20 protein-coding genes are annotated in these 25,414 nt (G+C 61.7%); 15 read left to right on the top strand and 5 right to left on the bottom strand.

Going from position 1 to position 25,414, the window contains the following annotated elements:
- The first annotated feature begins 20 nt into the window (after window positions 1-20).
- The 11 genes from yfcC (at window position 21) to LVD10_RS11555 (ending at window position 14,154) form a co-directional block, all read left to right on the top strand.
- Window positions 21-1,538, top strand: coding sequence for a putative basic amino acid antiporter YfcC (yfcC, locus tag LVD10_RS11605; RefSeq protein WP_232941716.1), 1,518 nt, complete (start codon window positions 21-23; stop codon window positions 1,536-1,538).
- Between the two features lie 16 nt (window positions 1,539-1,554).
- Window positions 1,555-2,727 carry a beta-aspartyl-peptidase gene (gene iadA, locus LVD10_RS11600; protein WP_232941717.1) on the top strand — a complete coding sequence of 391 codons (1,173 nt, stop codon included), beginning with the start codon at window positions 1,555-1,557 and terminating at the stop codon, window positions 2,725-2,727.
- 1 nt (window position 2,728) lies between these two features.
- On the top strand, window positions 2,729-3,694 hold the full coding sequence (locus LVD10_RS11595) for a helix-turn-helix domain-containing protein (RefSeq protein WP_232941718.1): 966 nt from the start codon (window positions 2,729-2,731) through the stop codon (window positions 3,692-3,694).
- Window positions 3,691-4,992 (top strand): cyanophycinase, encoded by a 1,302-nt coding sequence (locus LVD10_RS11590; protein WP_232941719.1) that lies wholly within the window; start codon window positions 3,691-3,693, stop codon window positions 4,990-4,992. The genes LVD10_RS11595 and LVD10_RS11590 overlap by 4 nt, the downstream gene beginning before the upstream one ends.
- A 197-nt stretch (window positions 4,993-5,189) precedes the next feature.
- Window positions 5,190-6,617, top strand: a complete 1,428-nt coding sequence (locus LVD10_RS11585) for an aspartate ammonia-lyase (RefSeq protein WP_232941720.1) — start codon at window positions 5,190-5,192, stop codon at window positions 6,615-6,617.
- A gap of 159 nt (window positions 6,618-6,776) precedes the next feature.
- Window positions 6,777-8,126, top strand: coding sequence for an aspartate aminotransferase family protein (locus tag LVD10_RS11580; RefSeq protein WP_232941721.1), 1,350 nt, complete (start codon window positions 6,777-6,779; stop codon window positions 8,124-8,126).
- 69 nt (window positions 8,127-8,195) lie between these two features.
- Window positions 8,196-9,581, top strand: a complete 1,386-nt coding sequence (locus tag LVD10_RS11575; RefSeq protein ID WP_232941722.1) for a glutamine synthetase family protein — start codon at window positions 8,196-8,198, stop codon at window positions 9,579-9,581.
- Window positions 9,582-9,914: 333 nt separating this feature from the next.
- Window positions 9,915-10,787, top strand: a complete 873-nt coding sequence (locus LVD10_RS11570) for an OmpW/AlkL family protein (protein ID WP_232941723.1) — start codon at window positions 9,915-9,917, stop codon at window positions 10,785-10,787.
- Between the two features lie 165 nt (window positions 10,788-10,952).
- The gene (locus LVD10_RS11565) at window positions 10,953-12,296 is read left to right on the top strand and encodes a glycosyltransferase family 4 protein (RefSeq protein WP_232941724.1); all 1,344 of its coding nucleotides are present in this window, start codon (window positions 10,953-10,955) and stop codon (window positions 12,294-12,296) included.
- Window positions 12,296-13,045: a class I SAM-dependent methyltransferase gene (locus LVD10_RS11560; RefSeq protein WP_232941725.1), complete on the top strand. Its 750-nt coding sequence runs from the start codon at window positions 12,296-12,298 to the stop codon at window positions 13,043-13,045. The genes LVD10_RS11565 and LVD10_RS11560 overlap by 1 nt, the downstream gene beginning before the upstream one ends.
- Window positions 13,042-14,154: a prenyltransferase/squalene oxidase repeat-containing protein gene (locus LVD10_RS11555; RefSeq protein WP_237063729.1), complete on the top strand. Its 1,113-nt coding sequence runs from the start codon at window positions 13,042-13,044 to the stop codon at window positions 14,152-14,154. Before LVD10_RS11560 ends, LVD10_RS11555 begins: the two co-directional genes overlap by 4 nt.
- Here LVD10_RS11555 and LVD10_RS11550 read toward each other — a convergent pair.
- Window positions 14,095-14,712, bottom strand: coding sequence for a class I SAM-dependent methyltransferase (locus LVD10_RS11550; protein ID WP_232941727.1), 618 nt, complete (start codon window positions 14,710-14,712; stop codon window positions 14,095-14,097). The two genes, LVD10_RS11555 and LVD10_RS11550, sit on opposite strands and share 60 nt — an antisense overlap.
- 116 nt (window positions 14,713-14,828) lie before the next feature.
- On the opposite strand from LVD10_RS11550, the gene LVD10_RS11545 reads away from it, so the two are divergent.
- Window positions 14,829-15,551 (top strand): acyltransferase, encoded by a 723-nt coding sequence (locus LVD10_RS11545; RefSeq protein WP_232941728.1) that lies wholly within the window; start codon window positions 14,829-14,831, stop codon window positions 15,549-15,551.
- Between the two features lie 96 nt (window positions 15,552-15,647).
- A complete protein-coding gene (locus LVD10_RS11540; RefSeq protein ID WP_232941729.1) occupies window positions 15,648-16,160 on the top strand; it encodes a shikimate kinase in 513 nt (170 codons plus the stop codon).
- 58 nt (window positions 16,161-16,218) lie between these two features.
- On the opposite strand, the gene LVD10_RS11535 is transcribed toward LVD10_RS11540, so the two are convergent.
- Complete coding sequence (locus LVD10_RS11535) at window positions 16,219-16,689, bottom strand: Lrp/AsnC family transcriptional regulator (protein WP_232941730.1); 471 nt, start codon at window positions 16,687-16,689, stop codon at window positions 16,219-16,221.
- Between the two features lie 300 nt (window positions 16,690-16,989).
- Here LVD10_RS11535 and LVD10_RS11530 point away from each other — a divergent pair, with 300 nt between their 5' ends.
- The gene (locus LVD10_RS11530) at window positions 16,990-20,544 is read left to right on the top strand and encodes an indolepyruvate ferredoxin oxidoreductase family protein (protein WP_237063728.1); all 3,555 of its coding nucleotides are present in this window, start codon (window positions 16,990-16,992) and stop codon (window positions 20,542-20,544) included.
- 73 nt (window positions 20,545-20,617) lie between these two features.
- On the opposite strand, the gene LVD10_RS11525 is transcribed toward LVD10_RS11530, so the two are convergent.
- Together LVD10_RS11525 and LVD10_RS11520 are read right to left on the bottom strand one after the other, a co-directional pair.
- Entirely contained in the window at window positions 20,618-21,907 is a 1,290-nt protein-coding gene (locus LVD10_RS11525; protein ID WP_237063726.1) for an OprO/OprP family phosphate-selective porin, read from the bottom strand.
- Window positions 21,908-22,183: 276 nt separating this feature from the next.
- Window positions 22,184-23,092, bottom strand: a complete 909-nt coding sequence (locus LVD10_RS11520) for a TraB/GumN family protein (protein WP_237063724.1) — start codon at window positions 23,090-23,092, stop codon at window positions 22,184-22,186.
- Between the two features lie 197 nt (window positions 23,093-23,289).
- Between LVD10_RS11520 and LVD10_RS11515 the strand changes: the two genes are divergently transcribed.
- Window positions 23,290-24,399 carry a glycosyltransferase gene (locus tag LVD10_RS11515; protein ID WP_232941734.1) on the top strand — a complete coding sequence of 370 codons (1,110 nt, stop codon included), beginning with the start codon at window positions 23,290-23,292 and terminating at the stop codon, window positions 24,397-24,399.
- On the opposite strand, the gene LVD10_RS11510 is transcribed toward LVD10_RS11515, so the two are convergent.
- Entirely contained in the window at window positions 24,381-25,406 is a 1,026-nt protein-coding gene (locus LVD10_RS11510) for a glycosyltransferase family 4 protein (RefSeq protein ID WP_232941735.1), read from the bottom strand. The two genes, LVD10_RS11515 and LVD10_RS11510, sit on opposite strands and share 19 nt — an antisense overlap.
- Window positions 25,407-25,414: the final 8 nt, after the last annotated feature.

Raw genomic sequence — 25,414 nt, 5'->3', positions numbered from 1 at the left:
AACCAACTTGGTGTACCCCTATGCAAGCTTCTGCCCCTGAAGTCGAACGGCAAGGCGCCGGTGAGGTGGTCGCAGAGCCCAAATGGGCAATGCCGGATACCTACCTGATCTTGTTGTGTGTGGCACTGGTCGCATTTGCCCTCAACTTCCTGATCCCGGCCGGCACTTACGAGACCATTGTGCAGACGGTCAACGGTGTCGAACGCAAGGTGATCGACCCGGCCACTTACCAGCAGGCGACGGATGCGCCACAGGGTATGGCCGTATTTGCGGAAGGCGGAGACATCGGCCTGCTGAATTTCGCCTTCGAGGGGATGGTCTCGGGCAGCAAGTGGGGCGCCTCGATCGGGGTTTTCGCCTTTATCCTGCTGACCGGCGGTGCTTTCGGGCTGATTTTTGCCAGTGGCTCGGTGGAGCGCGGGTTGTTCCAGGTCATCGCCCGCAACCGCGAGGCCGGGCATCTCTACCTGGCCATCCTGTGTGTGCTCTTTTCCCTGGGCGGGGCAGTATTTGGCATGGGGGAAGAGGTGATTCCCTTTACCCTGATCGTGGTGCCACTGCTGGTGACCATGGGGTATGACAGTATCACCGCACTGCTGGTGACATACGTCGCCACCCAGGTGGGCTTCGCTACCTCGTGGATGAATCCCTTCGGTGTCAGTATTGCCCAGGGTATTGCCGATGTGCCGCTGATGTCCGGCAGTGGGCCCCGCATGGCGATCTGGTTTGTCGCCACCTGCCTGCTTGCGGGCTACACGCTCTTCTACGCACGCCGTATCCAGCGCGACCCGGAGTCGTCCCTGGCACATGATTCGGATGCGGTATTCCGCCAGAAGCAGCAGTCGGTGGAATCCCTGCAGACCATGGTCCGCGGTGACGGCTGGATCCTGTTGCTGTTCGCGGCGGGTATCGCCTGGATGATCTGGGGCGTGGTGGAGCGCAGTTATTTCCTGCCGGAAATCGCCAGCCAGTTTTTCACCATGGGGATTGTGATTGCGATTGTCGCCATCGCCTTCGGGCTCAATGGCCTGACGGCGAATAAGGCGGCGGCTGCATTCAAGGAGGGTGCCCAGCAGCTATTGCCGGCAGCCATGGTGGTAGCGCTGGCCAAGGGCATCGTGTTGCTGCTGGGGGGAGACGATCCCAACGGGGCCAGTGTCCTCAATACCCTGCTGCACTGGGCGGGCCAGGGGCTAGCCGATGTCTCCGGCGCGGTTTCCGCCTGGTTCATGCTGGTTTTCCAGACGGTTTTTAACTTCTTTATTACATCTGGTTCAGGGCAGGCAGCCCTGACTATGCCGATCATGGCGCCGCTGGCGGACGTGGTGGGGGTTACCCGCCAGACCGCGGTACTGGCTTTCCAGCTGGGTGACGGTTTCACCAATATTATCGTGCCGACTTCGGCCGCCCTGATGGGTTGCCTGGGGGCGGCCCGGCTGGACTGGGGCATCTGGCTTCGCTTCGTGTTGCCGTTGTGGACGGGCCTGTTCCTGTTCGCCTCCCTGTCAGTACTTGTCGCCGCCCTGGCCGGCTTCTGAGCAGTAAAAAATTGATATGTCACAAATAACACTGATAAAAAACGCCCATGTTTTCGCCCCGCGGGATTTTGGAATCTGCGATGTGCTGGTGGCCGGGGACAGGATTGCGAAGATCGACCACAACCTCACCCTGCCGGAAAATATCGGCCAGGTGGTGGATGCGGACGGGGCCTGGTTGTTGCCGGGGCTGGTCGATTCCCTGGTCCATATCAGCGGCGGTGGCGGGGAGGGCGGCTTTGCTTCCCGCACGCCAGAACTGGACCCGCGTGAGGCCTTTGCCTCCGGGGTGACCACCGTGATCGGCGTGCTGGGTACCGATGCCACCACGCGCACCCTGAATGAACTTTACGGCAAGGCCCGGGCCCTGGATGCCCAGGGACTGTCCTGCTATATGCACAGTGGTTCATACCAGTTCCCGGTAAATACCCTTACCGGCAGTGTCCGTACCGACATCATGCTGGTGGACAATATTATTGGCGTGGGTGAGCTGGCCATTTCCGATCATCGCTCTTCTCACCCGTCGACGGCTGAGCTGTTGAGGGTCGCCTCCGATGCCCGGGTCGCGGGCCTGCTGAGCGGCAAGAGCGGGGTCATCAGCATCCATGTGGGTGGCTGTGACGGCCGCCTGCAGCCGCTCTTCGATGCGGTCAACAATTCGGATATCCCGATCAGCCAGTTTTATCCCACCCATATCAATCGCAACGAGCACCTGCTGCAGCACGGCGTCGAGTTTGCGCAGGCGGGTGGCTTTATCGATTTCACCACATCCACTACGCCGGAAATCCTGGCGTCGGGCGAGCTGCGCGCCAGCCGTGCACTGCGGGTGGCGCTGGAGTCCGGTGCACCGGAGGACCGCCTGACATTCTCTTCCGATGCCCAGGGCTCGATGACCAACTTCTGTGACAACGGCACCCTGCAGGATATTGAAGTGGGATCGGTGGCGAGCCTGTTTGACGAATTCCGCCGGGCGGTGCGCGAAGAGCAGGTGGACTTTGTCAAGGCGCTGCGGGCGGTTACCGCCAATCCGGCAAAAGTGCTCGGATTGCGTCGCAAGGGTGGTATCGGCGAGGGTCTCGATGCGGACCTGAGCCTGGTGGACCCTGACAGTTTCACCATCCGCCATGTGATGGCGAGGGGGCGCTGGCAGTACTTCGACAGCCAACTGCAATTCCGCGGGGCTTTCTCCTGACATGAGTACCCCGGTCGCCGGCAATGTTGCAGTGATACTGCTTCCCGGTTTCCCGATGGGGGCGCTGGGGGTATTGATGGAACGCTTTGCGTTAGCTGACCAGTCCCCACAGGTCTACAGCCTCGGCGGCACTGCAGTAGCGGCCCGGCACGGTGTAAGGATCCAGGCCGAGGTGCTGCCCGCCGTGCCGGGTTCCCGGCAGGCCCTGTTTATCTGCGGTGGACGCCAGTATTCAGGCGAGCCGCTATCGGCAGCCATGCACGAGCGGCTCGCGGCACATGCCGGGCGGGCAGGTAATTGTATTGGTGTCGGCTCGGGCGTTCTTTTACTGGCACAACTTGGCCTCCTGGCGGGGCGGGCCTGCAGTGCCCCGGCAGAGCTGCACTCACAGCTACGGGCCCAGGAGCCGAGGCTGGCCCTGGCCTCACAGGGGGTGTCACAGGACCGGAATATCTGGACGTGCGCCGACGGGGACATGCTGACCTCGATACTCGACTCGTTGCTGGCGGGTTGGCGGGCCCCTGGCAGTGGCCCGGGCGATGCCCCGCGCGGTGAGGTCGGCGACCGGGCACTACTCACCGAGGCCCAGGCGCTGATGCGCAGCAACCTGTCCGAGCCGCTGACCACCGGCGAGATTGCCGATTACCTGCAGGTTACCAGTAAGAAACTCGAGCGGGTGTTCAAGCGCCTGTCTGGCCAGCTGCCGGCACGATTCTATATCGGCCTGCGACTGGCCCTTGCCCGCGACCTGTTGCACCACAGTGACCTCAGCATCGAGGAAATTGGCAAGCGCTGCGGGTTTGGCTCGCCATCACATTTCAGCCGTGCCTTTCGCAATTATTTCGGCTGCACGCCCCGTGAGGAGCGGCAGCATCCTGTTCATCCCGGTTTTAGCCGGGGCCGCAGTGGGGGCAACCCCGGCTGCGGCCCGACAACGGGAACCACTTACCGCGAGTGTTTACGATGATAAAAAGACTGTACCGAACTCTTCTGATTACCGCCGCTGTCGCTGTTTCCGCCTGTGGCGATGCCCGCGGCGGGGCCAGTGAGATGGCGCCTGCACAGGGGCAGGCCCGTGAAGGCCGGTTGTTGATTGTGGGCGGCGCGCTGCGCAGTGATAACGCCGCCGTGTACCGGGCGTTTATCGACTCGATCCCGGCCGGCTACCCGGAAGTAGCCATCGTGCCGGCGGCCTCCGGGCGCCCGGCGCACTATGCCGGGCAGTTCCTGAAGGACCTGCGCGACCACGGGTACAAGGGGCCCGTGCATGTGCTCCCGGTAGCGGTGCGCGACGACCCCGACAGCGAGGAGGATGAAAGCACCTGGGCCCGCGGGGCCTTTGATGAGAAGGTGGTCGCCACCATGAGCAGGGTTGGCGGTATCTGGTTCGTGGGTGGTGACCAGACCCGCATTACCCAGACCCTGGTGGGCCCGGGTGGTGACGATTCCCCGCTCCTGGCCGCGATCCGGGAACAGCTCGCCAGGGGTGCTGTGGTGGGCGGTACCAGCGCTGGTGCCGCAATCATGAGTAACCCGATGATTGCCGCCGGGGACTCCCTGAGCGCGCTGACCCGGCCGGGGACCGACGAATACGCGGGTATGGAGGCACAGGAATCCGGCCTGCTGGTGGTCAAGCCCGGCCTGGGTTTTTTCCCCGGCGGTATTGTCGACCAGCACTTCGATCGCAAGAGCCGGCTGGGTCGGCTGATCCGGGCGCTGGCACCGGCGCACAGTGAGGACCTCCGCCTGGGTTATGGTATCGATGAGGATACCGCGGCGATGGTGCACCTGGATTCCGGGGAGCTGGAGGTGATCGGCAGCGGCAATATGATCCTGGTGGATGCACGCGATGCGCGGTTTGCCGACGAAGGTCGCTTCGCCGTGGACGGGCTGTTGCTGTCGGTGTTCAGTCACGGCGACAGCTATAACTGGCAAACCGGTGAAAAGCACATGGATGGCGCCCAGACCCGTGACCGGGAGGCATTCTCCTACGAGGCGCAGCAGGGCGCTGGCCTGGCGCTGCCCAACAGCCGCCTGGATCACCTGCTGGGATTCTCCCTGCTGGACAACGACAAAAGCCGCGAGCTGCGCCGCTATGCCTTCAGTGAGGCCGGCGACGGGGTACGATTCCGCTTCGAGCAGACCGATGACAGCCGGGGCTACTGGCGTTACGGTTCCGGTACCAAGGACCAGTACTCGATCAGCGATGTCAGGCTGTCGGTGGAGCCGGTGGCGGTGGAGATTCACCGGGGAAGCCCTGAATAAATCCATGGCCCCGCTGGCTTCCAGGCCCGGCCACTGAATTCTCGCCACCGGGCCGGCGAGAATCGCCAGCCCCGATTGCCGGTTAGTCCGCGGGCGTTACTATGCTCCCGCCCGGAACCCGGGCACTGATTCTTTCCCGTTTTATTCCCGGGCCGGGCGCGACCGCGTGCCGGCCGGATCTCTTTGTGGAAAACGACATGAGCGACACCGCCAACTTTCGTGTGGAAAAAGACCTGCTGGGCGAGCGGTCGGTACCGGCAGCGGCCTACTACGGGGTGCAGACCCTGCGGGCACTGGAGAACTTCAGTATCAGCGGTATTCCCCTGAACCACTTTCCCGACCTGGTAACCGCGCTGGCCATGGTCAAGCGTGCCTGTGCCCTGGCCAATAGCGACCTGGGCAAGCTGGACGAGGAACAGCTCGGGGCGATTGTGCACGCCTGTGATGAGCTGATCGGGGGGCAGCACCACGAGCATTTCTGTGTGGATATGATCCAGGGGGGCGCCGGCACCTCGACCAATATGAATGCAAACGAAGTGATCGCCAACCGGGCCCTGGAAATCCTGGGGCGCGAGCGCGGGGATTATGATGCCCTGCATCCCAATATCCACGTCAACATGTCCCAGTCCACCAATGATGTTTATCCCACGGCACTGCGCCTGTCGATGGTCTTTGGGTTGCGCGGGCTCACTGCCGCCGCGGCCCGGTTGCAGCAGGCGCTGGCGGAGAAGGGGAGGGAATTCGCCCCGGTCCTGAAAATGGGGCGCACCCAGCTGCAGGATGCGGTACCCATGTCGCTGGGCCAGGAGTTCAATGCCTTCGCCACCAATATCGGTGAGGAGGTGGCGCGCCTCAATGAAATGGCCGAGTTGCTGACCGAGGTCAACCTGGGCGGCACCGCCATTGGCACCGGGCTGAATACCGAGGCGGATTACCGCGACCTGGCCATCGGCCACCTGCGGAGTATCAGCGGTGTACCGGTGAAGGCCGCCGCCGACCTGGTGGAGGCCACTTCGGACATGGGGGCATTTGTCCTCTTGTCGGGCATGCTCAAGCGCTGCGCGATCAAACTGTCGAAGATATGTAACGACCTGCGGCTGTTGTCCTCCGGTCCCCGCGCCGGACTCAACGAAATCAACCTGCCGCAGAAGCAGCCGGGCTCATCGATCATGCCGGGCAAGGTCAACCCGGTAATCCCGGAAGCGGTCAACCAGGTGGCCTTTACCGTGGTCGGCAACGACACCGCCATCACCATGGCCGCCGAGGCCGGGCAGCTGCAGCTGAACGTGATGGAACCGCTGATCGGCTTCAAGCTGCTGGAGTCCATCCGCTACCTGGACGCCGCGATGGGATCGCTACAGCGCGACTGCATCCAGGGCATTACCGCCAACGAGGCGGTCTGCCGGGGATACCTGGAGCAGGGCATCGGGCTGGTGACGGCGCTCAACCCCTATCTCGGCTACGGCAAGACCTCGGCCATCGCCCAGCGCGCGCTGGCGACCGGGCGCGGCGTGGCGGAGCTGGTGATCGAGGAAAAGCTGATGAGCCCGGAGCAACTGGAGGCCCTGCTGAGCCCCGAGGCCATGCTGGCCCCACTGGCCAGCAGGCGCGACCAGCCGGTCTGAATGCGCACCGGGGCATTCTTACCCTAGAGTGACTGCAGTCAGCTCTTGCGCTATTCCCGCGGCTGGCACTAAAATGTGATCACAAATTGAGGCGGCCGAGCCGCGGGCCCTGCTTTCCGGCGGGGCCTGGTCGCGCTGTAACCAGTCAGGAGTGAGAATATGAACAAGAGCGAGCTGCAACAACACGACCGCGAGCACCTGCTGCACCCGTTTACCGATTTCAATGACCTGGGTAAACAGGGCACCCGCGTGATCACCAATGCCGATGGCGCGTATATCACCGACATTGACGGCAATCGCATGCTCGACGGCATGTCCGGCCTGTGGTGCTGTAACCTGGGCTACAGCCGCAATGAGATCGCCGACGCCATTTACGAGCAGCTGCGCACGCTGCCGTTCTACAACAGCTTCTTCCAGTGCACCACCGTGCCCTCCATCCAGCTGGCGGACGCCCTGGCAGAGGTGACCCCGGCGCACATGAACAACGTCTTCTTTACCGGTTCCGGTTCCGAGGCCAACGATACCAACCTGCGTATCATCCGCCGCTACTGGGACCTGAAAGAGCAGCCGGAAAAGCGCATCGTGATCTCGCGCAAGAACGCCTATCACGGTTCCACCATCGGCGGCGCCAGCCTGGGCGGCATGAACGGCATGCACAAGCAGTTCCAGGCGCTGGATTACATCGAGCATATCCAGCAGCCTTACTGGTTCGGCGAAGGTGCCGATATGTCCCCGGAAGAGTTCGGTGTCCAGGCGGCGCGCAGCCTGGACGAGAAAATCCAGGAACTGGGCCCGGAAAAGGTGGCGGCATTTATTGCCGAGCCGATCCAGGGCGCTGGCGGTGTGATCATCCCGCCGGAGACCTACTGGCCGGAAGTGAAAAAGGTACTCGACCAGTACGATATCCTGCTGGTGATGGACGAGGTGATCTTTGGTTTCGGCCGTACCGGTGAATGGTTTGGCGCCGACTACTACGGTATGAAGCCGGACCTGATGACTTTCGCCAAGGCGGTGACCAATGGCTACTTCCCCCTGGGCGGCACCATGGTCAGCGACCGCGTTGCCGAGGTAATCAAGTCGAAGGGCGGGGAATTCACCCACGGCTACACTTACTCCGCACACCCGGCAGCCTGTATGGCCGGCCTGGCCACCATCAATATCCTGCGCAATGAGAACATCATCGGCAATGTGCGCGATGTGACCGGTCCCTACCTGGCCAAGCGCTGGGCAGAGCTGGCGGATCACCCGATTGTCGGTGAGGCCCGCAGCCTGGGTATGGTGGGTGCGCTGGAACTGGTGAAGGACAAGTCCAGCCGTGCGCGATTCGATGAGGATTGCACTGCCGGCGGTGTCTGCCGCGACATGAGCATCAAAAATGGCCTGGTCATGCGCGCAACCGGTGACACGATGATTATCGCGCCGCCGCTGATTATCACCACCGAGCAGGTTGACGAGCTGGTGGATAAGGCGCACCGCGCGCTGGATGATACTGCCAAGGCTCTGGCGTAAACTCTGTCCCAGCGGGCGCCGCCGGCGCCCGCTTCGCTTTTTGGCCACCTTTTTATTGCCAGGCTATTTATGTCAGAAGAACAACGATTCTCCCCGTCCCCGGAGATTCTCGACGCATCGGAAACCTTCCTGCGCGAGCATCCCGACCTGAAGTGGATCGAGGGCTTTGCCTTTGATATCAACGGTATCCCCCGCGGCAAGTGGCTGCCGGCCGAGGCTGCAGACAAGCTGCTGAAGGGCGGCCTGCAGATGCCGCGCAGTGCCGTCAGCCTGGATGTCTGGGGCCGGGATATCGAGAACAGCCCGCTGGTGTTTGCCAGCGGCGACAGTGATGGGGTCTGTGTGCCCGTGTCGCCAATTTCCATGGCGCCCTGGCACCGGGAGAAAACCGCACAACTGCACATGCAGCTGCACGAGGCAGACGGTTCACCGCTGTACGCGGATCCCCGCACCCAGTTGCAGCGGGTAGTCGAGCGGCTGGGTGAGCTGGGTTACCGCGCTGTCTGCGCCACCGAGCTTGAGTTTTACCTGCTGCGTGAAGATGCAGACCACCTGGCCCGGCCGCGACCGGTCAGCGACAACGACGCCGACCTGGTGCCATCCACCGACGTCTATGACCTGTCAGAGCTGGATGCCCAGCGGCATTTCTTTGCCGACGTGCGCGCGGCCTGCGAGGAGCAGGGGATCCCCGCGGATTCGATCCTGTCGGAATGCGCACCGGGCCAGTTCGAGATCAACCTGCTGCACAGCGCCGACCCGGTGAAAGTGGCGGACCAGACCCTGCTGTTCAAGCGGTTGTTGAAAGGTGTGGCCCGGAGCCACGGCCTGAGGGTCAGCACCATGGCCAAGCCCTTCGGGGACCAGGCCGGTAATGGCATGCATGTCCACATGAGCCTGATCGACCAGGACGGCAAGAATGTCTTCAACGATGGTTCTGACCAGGGTACGGACCTGCTGCGTTACGCCGCCGCGGGGATGCTGGCGACGGCGAACGACGCCATGGCGGTGTTCGCCCCCCATGCAAACTCCTATCGGCGCTTCCAGGAGAGTTCCCACGCCCCGCTGAATCTGTGCTGGGGGTACGACAACCGCACCACCACACTGCGGGTGCCGGCAAGTGACCCGGAAGCGCGCCGCATCGAGCACCGGATCGCAGGTGCCGATGTGAATCCCTACCTGGTGCTGGCGGCTATCCTGGCGGGTGTCTGTCACGGAATCGAGCAGCAGCTGGAGGCCCCTGCGCCTGTTGAGGGGGACGCCTACCAGGTGGAAAGCGAGCAGCTGGTCAATACGTGGGGCGCTGCACTCCAGCGTTTTGAGCAGAGTGCCCTGTGGCAGAAATACCTCGACCCGCGGTTTGTGGAGCTGTTTGTGTTGCTCAAGCGGCAGGAGCTTGCGGAGATCGACGCCCGGGTTACCGATGTGGAATACCAGAGTTACCTGCATCGCGTGTGATGCGTCACAGCTCAAGTGCCGGGGCCGGCCTGTTGTGAGCAGAAAAAGATGGGATTCGCGACTGCCACTGGCTGCGGCAAAAATTCCTCTGCTATACCTAGAGTCAGACAGGCAAACAGCGTGTCTTAAGCTCTCCTCCTGAAAGTGTGTTCGAGAAAACTGGCCCGCCAATTGGCGGGCATTTTTTTTGCGATGACGAGTAAGTGGAAAATTAATTTCTTTGATTTATTCCTGTTTTAGGCGAGCCTTTCTGCAGCCCGCAAAACCCCACCTATACTGTTTGTAACCGCACATGCGGCGAAGGAGCTTTTTAGCGTTACAAGGAGTTACCCCATGAGACTGAAGCCCCTCCTCATTCCCCTGGCAGTGGCGGTTAATGCCGGCCTCGCCGCACAGTCGGCTCTCGCGGGCCCCTCAGGTTACCCGGTACAGGCACCCCCGCCCCCCTCCGGCTACATTGCCGGTACCACCATTGTGCGAGTGGGCGCCGCCTGGGTGGACCCGGATGACGATTATTCGACAACCCAGTCATTTATCGCCGAGAACCTCCTGTTTGACGAGCTGGGCGAGCCCCTCCCGAACCCGGAGCAGGTCCCGATTGATGTGGGCGTAGGGCTTGATATCGATGATGAGACTACCTGGTTTATCAGCGGTACCTACATCTTCATGGATCACTGGGCGATCGAGCTTTACTGGGAGAGCGAGGCCAGCCTCGACGCGACCCTGCGCTCCGATGCGGTAGTGGCCGATACCGGCGAGTTTATCGGTGAGTTTTCCGAGGGGCTGGGTGACTTTGATTACAGCACGGTAAGCCTGTACCTCGACTGGTTCTTCCTCGACCCGTCCTGCCTCTGGCAACCCTATGTGGGGCTCGGTGTGGCCTACACCAATATCGACGAGGACTTTGTGCGCGGGGTTACACGGGTTGATGGCGCTCGTGACCATGGCCTGATCAGCTTCGGCAGCGATTTCAGCTGGACCGCCCAGGTCGGTGTGGATTTCGCGTTCGGTCGTGATAACACCTGGATCATCAATGCTTCTGCCATGTATGTGGACTCGGAGCCGGATCTGGACCTGGGGTTCAATACCTTCACCCGGCCGGCGGATTTTGCAGCGCCTGTAGAGCTGCCGGTACGGATTCGTGACGAGCTGCAGCTGGATCCGTGGATCTTCAACCTGGGTGTAGGTTACAAGTTCAGTTTCTGAACAGTTAGTATCACTCCCGCGGGAGGGCAGGGTGCTGCCCTCCCGTTTTTATATCAGTCCAGCCAACCCCGGAGTGGACGCCATTGCGGTGGCAGTCACATTCATGCCGGTGTATTCTTCTCCTGAATCTGCCAGTACCAATAATACGAATTGAATGGGGAATCCATGACGGCCCTGGAGAATTGTGCCGACGGTCCTGCTGTCTCGAGTTCGCGTCCACTCAAAATCTGTCTCCTCGGCTATCGCAGTCATCCGCATTGCGGTGGACAGGGAGTTTACCTCTACTACCTGAGCAAGGCGCTGGTTGAGGCGGGGCACCAGGTGGACGTTATTTCCGGCCAGCCGTATCCGGAACTGGATCCGCGGGTTCGCCTGATCAAAATGCCGGGACTGAACCTCTACGAGGTCGAGAACCCCACCCGTGCCCTGCGCTGGCGGCACCTGCTCAGCTGGGCGGATTTCTTCGAATGGTGGAGTAAGCTCACCGGGGGATTCGCCGAGCCCTACACCTTTGGCCGCCGGGCGGCAAAATACCTGCGCCGGCACGGTAAGCATTACGATATCGTGCATGACAACCAGTCGCTCTGTGACGGGCTGCTGGAGATCGAGAGCAATGGGCTGCCGGTTGTCGCCACCATCCATCACCCGATCACACGGGATCGGGACCTTGCCGTGCAGGCGGCACCGGACTGGCGTTATCGCCTGCTGGTGCGCCGCTGGCACAGTTTCCTGCGCATGCAGAAGCGGGTGTCGCGCAAGCTGGCCCATATCGTGACGGTCTCTGCCCAGTCGCGGCGGGATATTATCGAGCAGTTCGGTGTGCACGAGCGGCAGATCCAGGTAATCCACAACGGTATCGATACGTCGGTATTCCGCCCGCAGCCGCATATCCAGAAGGTGCCGCACCGCATCATGACAACCGCGTCCGCAGACCAGCCCCTCAAGGGCCTGCGAGTATTGCTGCTGGCCCTGGCGCAGGTGCGTCGCCAATACCCGGAGCTGGAGCTGCTGGTGATTGGCCGGCTGAAAGAGGGCGGTCCCACGGCAGAACTGTTGCAGGAATTGCAGTTGCAGGATGCAGTGCGCTTCGAATCCGGTATTTCCAATGAGCAAATGGCCGGTTATTACGCCTCTGCTTCACTGGTGGTCTGCCCCTCTCTCTACGAGGGTTTCGGCCTGCCTGCCGGCGAGGCAATGGCCTGTGGCACCCCGGTGATTTCCAGTGACGGTGGTGCGCTGCCCGAAGTAGTGGGCGACGCCGGGCTACTGGTACCCGCCGGTGACAATAAGGCCCTCGCTACAGCAATAGCAAGCTTGCTCGGTGATGCATCACTGCGGGCCGAGCTGGCAACCCGGGGCCGGGCGCGCATCGAGCGCGAATTCTCCTGGCGGCATGTGGCCGAACAGCTGGTGGACTACTACCGGGGAATTATTTCCACCGGAAGGCAACCGGGTGCGCTGTTGCCGCTCTCGGTGCGGGTAGCCAATGACAAGGCGGAGGCCGCCTGATGATTACAGTCGAGCCGCAGCGGCTGAAACTGCAGCCGGGCCAGACAGTCCTCGACCTGGGCTGCGGGGAGGGACGCCATGCCATTCACCTCGCGCTGTCGGACAATGTCGATGTCTACGGCTTCGACCTGGATTTTACCGATATCTCCACCGCAAGGGACCGGGCGGTACCCTTCCTGCAGGAGGGGGAGGCGGCCGGCAGGTTGCTGCTGGGTGTGGGTAACGGCCTGAGCCTGCCATTTGCCGACAACAGTTTTGACGTGGTGATCTGTTCCGAGGTGCTCGAGCATATCCATGACTACCGCGGCATGCTTGCTGAAATCGACCGGGTCCTGAAGCCCGCCGGCACCTTCGCGGCCAGCGTGCCAACCTTCCTGCCCGAGTGGGTCTGCTGGAAACTGAGCGACGAATACCACCAGGTGGAAGGTGGCCATATCCGCATTTTCCGCGAGCGCCAGCTGCGTCGCAGTATCGAATCACTTGGCCATCGTTGCTATGCGAGGCATAAAGCCCACGCGCTGCACGCGCCCTACTGGTGGCTGAAATGCCTGCTGTGGGAGCGCCCGGAGTCCCGCCTGTTGCAGCTCTATCACCGCTTCCTGGTCTGGGACCTGATGCAGCGGCCATTGTTGACGCGTGTGCTGGAGAAACTGCTGGCACCAATCCTGGGGAAAAGTATTGTGTTGTACTTTGTAAAGCCGCCCTGCGAGGCGGAACAGGCGGTTCCCGCGCTGGAGGCGCACGCATGACCAATCCGGTGACGGCACAGGTGGTCGCGCCTGAGGATGAGCCACTGTTTCCGCGGGATTTCCTGCGCAAAAGTGCCGATTACATCCTTTCCCAGCAACAGCCCGATGGCTGCATCCCCTGGTTTACCGGCGGTTATGCCGACCCCTGGGATCACATCGAGGCGGCGATGGGATTGAGCATCGCCGGGGAGCATGGCGCCGCCGAGAGGGCCTATACGTGGCTGGCCCGATTGCAGTTGCCGGACGGTAGCTGGTGGGCCGCGTACCGGGACAATGCTGTGCATAACAGCGAACGCCGGGAGACGAATTTTGTTGCCTATATCGCCACCGGTATCTGGCACCACTACCTGGTGAGCGGCGACCGGGACTTCCTGTTGCGTCACTGGGCAATGGTGGACAGGGCGCTGGCATTCGTACTGCGGCTGCAGACGGAATACGGTGAGATCCACTGGGCAGTCGATGCCGACGGAAAGCCGATGGAGGATGCGCTGATTACCGGTTGCGCATCGATTTACAAAAGTCTCGAGTGTGGTATCGCCATTGCGCACACACTCGGCCATGCGCGCCCGCAGTGGATCCATGGGCGCCGCAAGCTCGGCGATGCACTGCGGCTGGCGCCGGAGCGCTTCGACCGCACCTGGGAAAGCAAGGCCCGCTTTTCCATGGACTGGTTCTACCCGGTTCTCACTGGGGTGTTTCGTGGCGATGCAGCCCGCGCGAGACTGGAGCGGAAGTGGGATGAGTTTGTCGTGGAGGGCCTGGGTTGCCGCTGTGTTAACGATGAGCCCTGGGTAACGGTGGCGGAGAGTTGTGAGCTCACCATGTCACTGGTGGCGGCGGGAGAGAGGGGGCGCGCCGCTGAAATCTACCGCTACCTGCATCGCTGGCAGGACCGGGACGGGGGTTACTGGACCGGTTATGTCTACCGTGACGATGCCGTGTGGCCGGAAGAGAAAACCACCTGGACAGTTGGGGCCATGCTGCTTGCTGCGGATGCACTGGCTTCGCTGACCGGAGCCTGTGCGCTTTTCACAGCGGTGACCCACTCATCAGACGCGGCGCAGTATACCGAGGGTGTCGACCAGTTCGACCAGCTCGAACTGGGCTGAGGCCAGCGCCAGCTTGTATATTTCGTAGGGCGCCTGGCCGCCGTCGTTGGGGTCGGGGAAGATATCGTGGATCGCCAGGTAGCCGCCGGGCACAATATGCCGGGACCAGCTGCGGTAATCGGTCATGGCGGCCTCGAGGGAGTGGCCGCCGTCAATAAAGACCAGGCTCAGTGGGGTATTCCAGAAGCGCGCGGCCACGGCTGAACTCGCTACAATCGGCACCACCCAGTTTTCCAGGTTGGCCGCGCGGATATTGCCGCGGAAAGTACGGAAGCTGTCCATCAACTGCGCGCCCTGGTCAAAAAGGGACGGGTCGTGGTATTCCTCGCCCGGCTGGTGCTCTTCGGAGCCGCGGTGGTGATCCACTGCGTAGAGCACACCATTCATCAGCTTGCAGGCGGAAGCCATGTAAATGGTGGATTTGCCGCAGTAACTCCCGACTTCCAGGCACGCGCCGAAACCGCTCGCCTCGGCGGCGAGGTGGTACAGGGCCTCGCCCTCGTGGGCGGCCAGGAAACCCTTGATGGAGTGGATGTCGACGGGCAGGTTGATGGACATGGTCGATCGTTCTTGTTCTGGATTTCGGGCAACAGTAAACCGACCCCCCTGGAAAAGCAATTGGCACATTCGCCTATAGCGGGCTCCAGGATTTGTTCGCAAGGTAACTCTTTTATATGCGCAAGGACCACCGCCCATACTGGCTCAAGCGATTGCAGGTGCGCCTGCGCAACTGGCGTGCGCGTCGCTTCCTGTGGCCGCAGTTTGACGCTATTGGCCGGGAGCCGGAAATCATGGACCCCGGTTCGGTGCAGGTCTTTGGTGACCGCATCCAGCTGGGTGACTTCCCCCACCTGATTTCCACACCGGATAACCCGATTCGCCTGACCACCCTGGGCCACCGGGGCAAGAAGGCGGAAATCCACATTGGCGATTACGTCCTTATTTCACCCGGCGTGCGCATTTCTGCCGAGCAGTCCATACACATCGGCAATGCCTGCATGATAGCGGCGAATACGTATATCAGCGATTCGGACTGGCACGGCCTGTATAACCGTACGCGTCCGTTTCGCTGTACCTCGCCGGTACGGTTGGGGAACAATGTCTGGCTGGGGGACAGTGTCATTGTCTGCAAGGGCGTGACGATCGGGGATAACTCCGTTGTCGGGGCCGGCAGTGTGGTGACCAGGGATGTCCCGGAAAATACCGTGGTAGCCGGCAACCCGGCCCGGGAAATTCGCAAGATCAACCCCGGTCGTCGCATGATCACGCGGGAGGCCCTGTTTGCCGATGCTTTCCGCCAGGCGCACAATATGGATGAACTGGACCGGATGCTGCTGGGGGAAAATACCCTGCGCGGCTGGTTGCGTGCCCTGGTCTCTCCGCGGCGCGGGGATTGAGAACCAGGGTGGGGCAGGGTAATGTCCAGGCCGGTGCGGGTGCGGGACCGCTGCAAGGCAGTGCCGTCAGGATAATTTAGCAGTCACAATAAATTCATGAAGAAACAGAAAAGTATCGTACTGGTCGGGATGCCCGGCGCGGGCAAAAGCACGCTCGGGGTGCTGCTGGCCAAGGAGCTCGCGCTGGATTTCGTCGATACCGATGTGCTTATCCAGCTGCGGGAAAACAAGACCCTCCAGGAAATCCTCGACGAAACGGATTATATGAACCTGCGGCGGATCGAGGGGGAGGTCATCAGGGCGGCTAACCTGCCGAAGCACGTGATCGCCACCGGCGGAAGTGTCGTGTACAGCGACGAGGGCATGAAAAACCTGTCCGGTTTCGGGCCGGTGGTGTTCCTCAATTGCTCTGCCGAAGAGTTGCGCCGCCGTATCCACAACTATGACAGTCGCGGCATTGCCAAGGCGCCGGGCCAGTCCTTTGCCGAACTGTTCGAGGAGCGCCAGGCGCTCTACCGCCAGTACGCGGATATCACTGTGGACTGCGACGGCCGGAACCTGCAGCAGGTGCTGGACCGGGTGCTCGAGCAGCTGCGGGAGCTGGACTGAGACGCACGTCACTTTACCGCTTCCCGGGGCCGCGGCAGGCAGGGGCCTGCCGCGCGGCCTAGAGCGGCAGCTGGGTGGTGTACTTCACCTGTTTGAGGGCGAAGGTTGAATTAACCGACGCGACATTGGGCAGGTGCACCAGAGTCCGCTTGAGTAGCTGTTCGTAGTGCTCTACGCTGTCCACCACCACGCGCAGCACATAGTCTTTATCGCCGCTGGTGGAGTAGCATTCAACCACTTCCTGGACATCGTGAACGGCGGACTCAAAGCTGTTCAGTGACTCCTCGTCGTGGTTTTGGATGGTCACATAGCAGTATACTGTGACTCCCAGGTCGAGTTTACGGGGGTCGAGCAGGGTGACCCGTCCACGGATGATGCCCTCTGCCTCGAGGCGTTTGATCCGGCGCCAGCAGGGCGTGTGGGAAAGACCCACTTTATCTCCGAGTTCCGCCATGGAATAGTCGGCGTTCTCCTGCAGCGCTCGCAGAATCTTGCGGTCAAAATCGTCCAGGTCTGTCGAACGCTTCATATAAACTCCTGTCCTACAATTTTTGCTTTAATCGAGACGGTCATCATAATTTTACGCCCAATGGTGTAAATAAAGCAATGATTCATTGCGCTTTAAGCACTAGTATGACCTGACCAGCTCGTCGTAGCCCTCCCGCCAGTCCCGGGCGGGGCCGCGCAACGGGCTACCGGCCCCGGAATTGGCCGCAACCCCCCGGAAAAGGGGGGCGGCAGGGGGACCTGGATTGCCGGAACAATAATGATCAGCACGAAACGGGCTTTTAGCAGAAGTTCGAGCGAAGAGAGAACCGGAAGTAGGCGTATGAGTGAAGCAGTCAAGAGCCCGCAGAACGCGGCGCAACCCCAGCCCCAGAAGATTTCCCTGGACGATCGCTATACCACCCTCAGGGGCAGGGTACTGCTGTCGGGCATCCAGGCACTGGTGCGCCTGCCCATCGACCAGATGCGCATGGACCGGGCCCGCGGTCTCAATACCGCCACTTTTATCTCCGGTTACCGCGGCTCGCCCCTGGGCGGCTACGACCAGCAGCTGAGCCGCGCCGGCAAGCTGCTGCAGGAGCACAACATCCGCTTTGTCCCCGGTGTGAACGAGGAACTGGCGGCGACTTCCGTCTGGGGATCGCAGCAGGTAGGCCTGTTCGAAGGCGCCCAGGTGGATGGCGTCTGTGGTATCTGGTACGGCAAGACACCGGGTGTCGACCGCTCCGGTGATGCGTTCCGTCACGCCAACGCGGCCGGCTCCTCCCCCAAGGGTGGTGCCCTGATCATTGCCGGCGACGACCACGGCTGCAAGTCGTCGTCCTATCCCGGGCAGTCCGAATTCGCCTTTGTGGATATGCATATCCCGGTGCTCAACCCATCCACCGTGCAGGAAGTGCTGGACTATGGCCACTACGGCCTGGAGCTGTCGCGCTTCAGCGGCTGCTGGGTGGCGATGATTACCCTGGCGGAAAACATGGACAGCTCTTCCACCGTGGAGGTGGATCCCGAGCGGGTGCAATTCAGTTACCCGGAAGTGGAGCGCCCGGAAGGTGGCCTGAACATCCGCAAGCAGGATAACCCGCTGGAACAGGAAGAGCGCCTGTGGCGCTACAAGCGCCCGGCTGCGCTGGCGTTTGCCCGCGCTAACAAACTGAACAAAGTGGTGCTCGACAACCCGCAGGCGACCCTGGGGATTGTCAGCACCGGCAAGGCCCACCTGGACCTGATGCAGGCCCTGGAAGACCTGGGCATTGACGAACAGCAGGCCCGCGACCTGGGTATCCGCATCCTCAAGGTGGGCATGACCTACCCGCTGGATGTCCCCGGTATCCAGGAGTTCGCCCGCGGGCTCGACCACCTGCTGGTACTCGAGGAAAAGCGTAGCCTGATGGAAGTGCAGCTGAAAGAGGAGCTGTACAACGTCCACCTCAAGGACCCGAATTTCCCCCGCATCCTGGGCAAGGTGGACGAGCACGATCAGCCGCTGATGCCAATGTACGGCGAGCTGTCGCCGGCGGTGGTGGCCCAGGTGCTGGGCCGGGTACTTGGTGACAGGGACCTTAGCGAGCGCGCGAAACACCGGCTGATGCGCCTGGACACCCTGGCCGAGCGTATTTCCCGGCAGGCCGGCTCCAGTGTGTCGCGCCTGCCGATGTTCTGTGCCGGTTGTCCCCATAACCGCTCCACCAAGGTACCTGAGGGCAGCCGTGCACTGGCGGGTATCGGCTGTCACTACATGGCCCAGTGGCTTGACCGCGAAACCTACACCTTTACCCAGATGGGCGCCGAGGGCGTCAACTGGGTTGGCCAGGCGCCATTCACCAGCGAGGAGCACGTATTCGTCAACCTCGGTGACGGTACCTATTTCCACTCCGGGATCCTCGCCATCCGCGCCTCCGTGGCGGCGAAGGTCAACATCACTTACAAGATCCTGTTCAATGATGCCGTGGCCATGACCGGCGGGCAGCCGCACGATGGCGAGCTGCACCCGGACATGATCTGCCGCCAGGTGCTGGCGGAGAACGTGGAAAAGGTTGTCCTGGTGATGGACAACCCGGACAAGTACCGGGGCATGCTGACTTTCCCGAAAGAAGTCGAAATCCGCCACCGCGACCACATGCCGGTGGTGATGGAAGAGCTGCGCGAGACCGCTGGCTGTACCGTGATCATTTATGACCAGACCTGCGCCACCGAGCTGCGCCGCAAGCGCAAGCGCGGCCTGCTGCCGCAGGCTGAGGGGCGCCCGTTCATCAACGAACTGGTCTGTGAGGGCTGCGGTGACTGCGTCAAGCAGTCCAGTTGTATCGCGGTGGAGAAAGTGGACACCGCCTTTGGGGACAAGCGCCGCATCAACCAGACCGGCTGTAACCAGGACATGTCCTGTGTGAACGGCTTCTGCCCCTCCTTCGTGACCGTGAAGGGTGGCAAGCTGAACAAACAGGCTGGTGTGGGCGACGTACTGCGCACCGAGGCCGGCAAACTGGAAATGCCGCAACTGCCGTCACTGGAGGAGCCCTATAACCTGCTGGTCACCGGTGTTGGTGGAACCGGCGTGGTGACCATCGGCGCGCTGCTGGCGATGGCGGCGCATATTGAGGGCAAGGCCACCAGCACCCTGGACCAGACCGGCCTGGCGCAGAAGGGCGGGGCGGTCTACTCCCACGTGCGGTTCGCCGCGGCGCCGGAGGCACTGAAAGCGGTGCGTATCTCTGACGGTCGCGCGGACTCCCTGCTGGCCTGCGACCTGATCGCCGCGGGTAACCTGCAGGCCTGCCTGGCCAAGCTGGACGAAACCCATTCCCGGGCTGTCGTGAACACACACCTGAGCCCCACGGCAGCCTCGGTGCTCGGGCGTGAGGATGCGCATTCGCCCCAGGCGGTGCTGGACACCATCAGTGACACTGTGCGCGAGCTGGAAGCGGTGGAGGGCCACAAGCTCACCGAAGCCGCGCTCGGTGACACCCTGACCGCCAACATTTTTATGCTGGGCTTTGCCTGGCAGAAGGGCATGCTGCCGCTGGGCCTGGATGCCCTGCAGCAGGCTATCGAGCTGAACGGCGTGGCGGTGGAGGCCAACCTGCAGGGGTTCGCCGCCGGGCGCCTGGCGGCGGCCGACCGGGCCCGCCTTGACCAGCTGCTGAAAGGCACTCGCCGCACGGCGCAGCTGCCCCGCACGCTGGAAGAGATCGTTGCCCACCGGGTGGGGCACCTGACCGGCTACCAGAACGCCGAGCTGGCGCGTCGTTACCAGGCGCTGGTGGACAGGGTCAGGGATGCCGAGATCCTGCGGGTGCCGGCGAGCGAGGCCCTGGCGGAAGTAGTTGCGCGTTATTACGCCAAGCTGCTGGCCTACAAGGATGAGTACGAGGTGGCCCGGCTCTACACTGACGGTCGCTTCACCAGTGCGCTGGAAGAGAATTTCGCCGGCGATTTCGAACTGGAGTTCAACCTGGCACCGCCGCTGCTGGCACCGTTCGACAAGGCGCTGGGACGCCCGCGGAAGATGAAATTCGGCGGCTGGATGCACAAGGCGTTTGGCGTGCTGGCACGCTTCAAGTTCCTGCGCGGCACGGCGTTTGATATTTTCGGTTACACCGCCGAGCGCCGCATGGAGCGCCAGCTGATCGGTGAGTACGAGCAGCTGGTGGACCGGGTTATCGGTTCCCTCAATGCCGATAACCATGCCGCCGCGATCGAGCTGCTCAGTTATCCAGACCGTATCCGCGGTTATGGCCCGGTGAAAGAGGCCAGCGTCGAGGAGGCTCAAAAGTTCCGTAACGATGCGTTGGAGCGCTTCCAGAACCCCTCCAGTGGTACCGGTGCGAGCCGACCGGTCGAGGTGTTTGACCCCGCGACTGCGCAGCAGGTGGGATAACCAGGCACGGCAACAGGAAAGGGCCCTTCCGGGGCCCTTTTTTTTTGTGCCGGGTTCCGTGCTGTGCTGCCGGCTACCAGCTCATCTGTGCGCGGATGCCCAGCTGGTCAGTACCGTCGCCGGTGAAGTCATCGTCACCGAAACGGAGGTTGAGCATAAAGCGCACTTTGGGGTTGTGGTAATAATTGACGCCCACAATCCAGCTGTCCGCTTCCAGGTCGGGTATCTCATCGTTCTGGATCGACTCATAGCGGGCCGTAAGCTCCCAGGCCCCCCAGGGGCTGCTGGGCTTGGCTGACTTGAAGACGCCTTTCTTGCTGTTATAGGGCTTGTGCTCACCGGTGATCAGCCAGCTGCCCTGGATATACCAGGCGTGGACGTCCTGGTCGCCGATAAAGCAGCCGAAATCCGGATCGCATTCAAACGTTGGCGGTGCGTCAAACAGGTCCTCGAAGAAGATCTCGGAAACCGAGTATTCGCCCTCGTAGTCGCCATAGGCGTATTCCATCTGGGCGTAAAACGGTCCCCAGGTGCCGGCCAGCTCCAGGCCGGTGATGTGTACGGCGCCGCCCTGGGAGCCGAGAAAGAATTCGTCGTCACCGAAATCGCCAAAGAAGAATTCCTCGTCACCGGGAGTCAGGGCAATCAGCTGGCTGGGTCCGCGTCGGCCGGCATAGTCGGCGTCGGCCTCAAACGGCTCCGTCTCCCGGTTGGCGTTTTCATAGCTGTATGAAGCGCCCAGGTGGATGGTGCTCAGCTCGTTGTTGATCGGTGCCCAGGTGAAGCGGCCTGCCGCACCGACGCCCTCATTGCGGGGAGCATCGGCGTTGCGCAGGTTAAACGCCATGATCCCGGCGGTGTAGCAGTCCCAGTAATTGTTCCAGCCAATGCCCTGCTGGAACTGGCGCCCGTCATAAATGCCCGTGGCGGTGGTAAAGGGTCGCTCCAGCATCAGGATTTCATTGGAGCTGGTGAGCTCCTCCATCGCCCGGAACGGTTTGAACTGGCCGACCCTGATCTGCCCACCGTAAAAATCGTGGCCGATCCAGACCTCGCGGAAGCCGGCCAGGGTGTCGCCGGCGGCAAAATCCTGCTCAAGCTTGTATTCCCAGTTGTAAGCCTCGCCGGTCAGGGTGATCCGGGCGCGGCGGAATTCGGTGGTGCTGACAGGGTCGTCGATATCGGTATCGAAAAGGTAGGTATCAAAGTGAATGCGGCCACCCAGCTCGGCGGAAAAGTTTCCATCATCGGAAACGATTTCCAGGCCGCCACTGGTCTTGGCCGTGTCCGCGTGGGCGGGGATGAAAGAAAGCCCCAGCCATGCGGGTGTGAGCAGTGGGAGGATAAGCTTGCGGGTGTCCATACCAGGCTCCGGGATGCCGTTGCGTTTCGCACCGGGCACGGTGCCTCCAGAGTCTAGACAATGGCGTGTAGGGCGCTGCAATAATGGCGCGCGGGATCGCCTGTAAGGCGCAATATTACCGGCCTGTGAGTGTCCGGTTACAATGGGCCCCAACCGCCGGCGAGGGCGTTGCGGTATTGCCGCGCGCCAGTTATCAGTTTGCCGGCGGTTGTTTCTTTCGGGAGGGAGTCCCGGGCCGTCCCTCGCCCGGGTTTGTTTGGCGGGGCTGTGGTCAGCTCAGAGCTGCTTCAGGCGGAATCCCTGCTGTTCCAGTCCCTCGAGCACGCTTCTTTCGCCGGCGAGATGCCCGGCGCCGACAATAACAAACAGGCTGCCATGCCGGTTGCTGAACTCAGCGATCTTTTCCGTCATGGTGTGGTTGCGGTCGAAAAAAATCACATCGTAAAGGGAGGCGTATTCGGGGTGTTCCCGCAGCCCCTCGGCGATTACCAGTTCGTACAGCTCGTCCATGTCACCGGACTTCCAGGCCGAAGTCATGCGCGGGACAAAGGACTGCACTTCCTCGAGTTGTTCCAGGGTCTGCTCCAGCAGCAGGTCCGGGTTTTCCAGGTTATTGAGCATCTCCAGCTGCGCCACGATTCCCTCGAGCTCCAGCACCGGCTTGTCTGACTTGTGCGCCTTGAGCAGGAAGTGGCGGTCGATACCCAGTCCGGGCTCCAGTCCCTGTGCCCGCAGCTCCACCATACTCATGCTGACCATGGCAATAGCCGGGCGCTGGCGCATGAACATGGCCTCGGGGATCTTGCGCCGCTCCAGCCACGCCTGCAATTGTCCGTAAACATCTGCCGACAGGTCATCTTTCAACGTCCGTTGCCCCTGGTAGACAGAGGCCTGCATGATTTGCTGTTGCAGCGCCAGGTCGGATTCAGCGGCCAGGACATCGGCCTCGACCACCAGTGCGTCACTTTCCCCGTAGGCCTGTTCAATTTCCTCGCGCAGTGGGTAGAAACCACTGTTGGCCAGGTGTACCGAGCCCAGCAGGTAGACAGTCTGGTTATCTTTCTGGGCAACCCAGAATACCCCCTTGTCGTTGGCCGCGAAGGCCAGCGCAGAGAAGGCCAGGAACAGCAGTGCGGTCCATGCACGAGCGAGGTTTGCGTATGAGAGGAGCCAGGTGTGTTTCATCAAGATTTTCCTTATGAATTTTCCCTGTGAAAATTCCATTACCTTGGCGGGCCATGCTAGCACGCCAGGAATCTGTGATTCGAGCTGGCTAACCTGCCTGAACGCACGGATTGTAAAAAATGTGTTGTGCACCTCGGCAGAAGTTCCCTGTTTCCGGACAATAGCCGAAAAAAACATAGTACGGGTTTTGACGTTACATGCGAGTAGTTCAAATATTGCCCGATTTTGACGGGGGAGAGCTGGCGCGGTCCACCCTGGACCTGGCCCAGGAACTGATGCGACGAGGCCACGAGTGTATCGTCATTTCCAGTGGTGGCGAGCTGGTGCCACGTCTCACCATGCGGGGCGGCAGGCATTTCCAGTTGCCGGTCAGCAAGCGTTCCCTCTTGAGCCTGCGGGTTGTGGGGCGGTTACGAAGGCTTTTGCGCGACCTGGACGCTGACGTGCTGCATGTCAGTGGCGCTGTACCCGCACGGCTTGCGTGGCAAGCCTGGCGACGTATGCCTGCGGCTGCTCGTCCCCGCCTGGTTACCAGTGCGCACGATGAGAGTGGCAATGGCTTTTTTACCCGGGCACAGGTTTATGGGGAGCGGGTTATCGCCGTGTCAGAGTGGCTGGCCAAATCCCTGCACGAACGCAATCCCAGGCGCCTGGCAGGTTCCCCGAATGTAATCTGGCGCGGCGTGAATACCCGGGAATTCGATCGCTCGGCAGTTGTGTCCGGCCAGTGGCAGTTGCGCTTGCTGAACGAGTATCCCCAGCTGGAGGGCAAGAACTGGTTACTGATTCCGGCCCCCCTCGCACCCGGCAACGGGCAGCAGGTTTTCCTGCAGTTGCTGTCCGCGCTGGGCCGGGAGCGCGGGGACGTTTTCGGGCTGGTGGTGGGTGACCCACCCGTGGGGCAGGAAAAGTTTGCCCGCAAGCTGGAAAAACTCGCCCTGGACCTGGGCCTCGAGGATAAGGTGCTTTTCCTCGGGGCCCGCCGGGATATGCGCGAGCTGTATGCCAGTTCGCAGATTACCTATCACCTGGCAGAGCAACCGGGGCCGCATTCAGCCAGGGTCAGTGAGGCATTGGCAATGAACTGCCCGGTGATGTGTTACAGCGACGATGGTGCGGCGGAAACCGTGCAGCGCTGTTTTTCCCGGGGCCTGGTGGAGCGGGGCGATTTTGATGGGCTCGTACAGAAAAGCCTGTCAATTCTCGATCGGCGGGGTGAGCTGAATTTCGCCGGGCTCAGTGTCGATGAGACTGCTGCGCAGGTCTTGCAGATTTACGAAGAGCTCTGTCAGTCCCCCACAGCCTGATCGCGGGCCAGCAGCTTGCAGTAAACTTCCCAGGTCGCAGAGGCCATGGAGTCCAGGGTGAGCTGCTGTGCCGCCCGGGAAAATACGGGTGCAAAAACACTGTCCAGCTCATCTCTTTCCCCGAGTGCTGCCCGGATTCGCTCTGCCAGGTGTTCGGGGTCATCTGTTCCCAGCAGGAAACGTGGCGGCACGAACTCCTCCGCGACGCCGACCTGGCGGCACAACACGGGCCTCCGCTGCAACAGCGCATCGATTAACAGGTAGGTAGATTCCTCGCTGCGTGATGGGATTACGGTGATTGCCGTTGTCGGTTGGGCTGCCCCATCCCGGGCGGCGGTAAAGTGGACCCGGTCATCGATTCCCAGTATCTCGCAGGTTTTTCTCAGGTTTCCCTGCTCGGGTCCTGAGCCCGCAACTGTCAGGGAAACCCCGGGCAATCCCGCTACTGCCTGGAGTAACTGTTCTGACCGGTTCGTTTTGGTGAGCCGGCATGGCAGCAGCAGGTCAGTTGCGCCCGCCGGTGGCTGCTGGTTGCCGGGATCACCTGGCGGCTGGGGTTCAATGCCGTTGGGAATCACATGCCAGGACAGCCGGGAGTTGGCAACCGCAGACTGGCTCACGGCGATGCGGGCATCGAAGGCGCTGGCAAGCTTGTCCCGTGGGTGGCGGACATTGTGCCGGGTAATGATGTGCTTCAGGTTTGTATAGGGCTGGACTGCAGCCAGCAGTTGCGCTGACTTGCTGCCGTGTCCGTGGACGATCTGGAAGTTGCCGGCGCGCAGCTGGTTGGCCAGTCGCCAGACCAGGTTGGGGTGGTGGCGGCTCCGGTCAGTGTTCAGGGGAATAAAATCAACGGCCCCGTCCAGCACTTCCCGGTAACGGGGGTGGGCGATAACCGTAACCGTCGCGCCGGTATTGTGGGCCTGCCAGCGACTCAGGTCGACCACATGTCTTTCAATACTGCCATGCTCGCGGCTGGCAATCAGGTGGCAAATATTCTGGATCATTATTAATT

This window comes from Microbulbifer zhoushanensis (genome assembly GCF_021729055.1).
In the GTDB taxonomy this organism is placed as follows: domain Bacteria; phylum Pseudomonadota; class Gammaproteobacteria; order Pseudomonadales; family Cellvibrionaceae; genus Microbulbifer; species Microbulbifer zhoushanensis.
This window is presented reverse-complemented; position numbering and strand designations above follow the sequence as displayed.

Coding starts and splice junctions, on each gene's coding strand:
- LVD10_RS11560 (WP_232941725.1), top strand. CDS start 12,296: ATGATTACAGTCGAGCCGCAGCGGCTGAAACTGCAGCCGGGCCAGACA.
- LVD10_RS11530 (WP_237063728.1), top strand. CDS start 16,990: ATGAGTGAAGCAGTCAAGAGCCCGCAGAACGCGGCGCAACCCCAGCCC.
- LVD10_RS11595 (WP_232941718.1), top strand. CDS start 2,729: ATGAGTACCCCGGTCGCCGGCAATGTTGCAGTGATACTGCTTCCCGGT.
- LVD10_RS11535 (WP_232941730.1), bottom strand. CDS start 16,689: ATGAAGCGTTCGACAGACCTGGACGATTTTGACCGCAAGATTCTGCGA.
- LVD10_RS11525 (WP_237063726.1), bottom strand. CDS start 21,907: ATGGACACCCGCAAGCTTATCCTCCCACTGCTCACACCCGCATGGCTG.
- LVD10_RS11590 (WP_232941719.1), top strand. CDS start 3,691: ATGATAAAAAGACTGTACCGAACTCTTCTGATTACCGCCGCTGTCGCT.
- LVD10_RS11515 (WP_232941734.1), top strand. CDS start 23,290: ATGCGAGTAGTTCAAATATTGCCCGATTTTGACGGGGGAGAGCTGGCG.
- yfcC (WP_232941716.1), top strand. CDS start 21: ATGCAAGCTTCTGCCCCTGAAGTCGAACGGCAAGGCGCCGGTGAGGTG.
- LVD10_RS11580 (WP_232941721.1), top strand. CDS start 6,777: ATGAACAAGAGCGAGCTGCAACAACACGACCGCGAGCACCTGCTGCAC.
- LVD10_RS11550 (WP_232941727.1), bottom strand. CDS start 14,712: ATGTCCATCAACCTGCCCGTCGACATCCACTCCATCAAGGGTTTCCTG.
- LVD10_RS11545 (WP_232941728.1), top strand. CDS start 14,829: ATGCGCAAGGACCACCGCCCATACTGGCTCAAGCGATTGCAGGTGCGC.
- LVD10_RS11570 (WP_232941723.1), top strand. CDS start 9,915: ATGAGACTGAAGCCCCTCCTCATTCCCCTGGCAGTGGCGGTTAATGCC.
- LVD10_RS11575 (WP_232941722.1), top strand. CDS start 8,196: ATGTCAGAAGAACAACGATTCTCCCCGTCCCCGGAGATTCTCGACGCA.
- iadA (WP_232941717.1), top strand. CDS start 1,555: ATGTCACAAATAACACTGATAAAAAACGCCCATGTTTTCGCCCCGCGG.
- LVD10_RS11520 (WP_237063724.1), bottom strand. CDS start 23,092: ATGAAACACACCTGGCTCCTCTCATACGCAAACCTCGCTCGTGCATGG.
- LVD10_RS11555 (WP_237063729.1), top strand. CDS start 13,042: ATGACCAATCCGGTGACGGCACAGGTGGTCGCGCCTGAGGATGAGCCA.
- LVD10_RS11585 (WP_232941720.1), top strand. CDS start 5,190: ATGAGCGACACCGCCAACTTTCGTGTGGAAAAAGACCTGCTGGGCGAG.
- LVD10_RS11540 (WP_232941729.1), top strand. CDS start 15,648: ATGAAGAAACAGAAAAGTATCGTACTGGTCGGGATGCCCGGCGCGGGC.
- LVD10_RS11565 (WP_232941724.1), top strand. CDS start 10,953: ATGACGGCCCTGGAGAATTGTGCCGACGGTCCTGCTGTCTCGAGTTCG.
- LVD10_RS11510 (WP_232941735.1), bottom strand. CDS start 25,406: ATGATCCAGAATATTTGCCACCTGATTGCCAGCCGCGAGCATGGCAGT.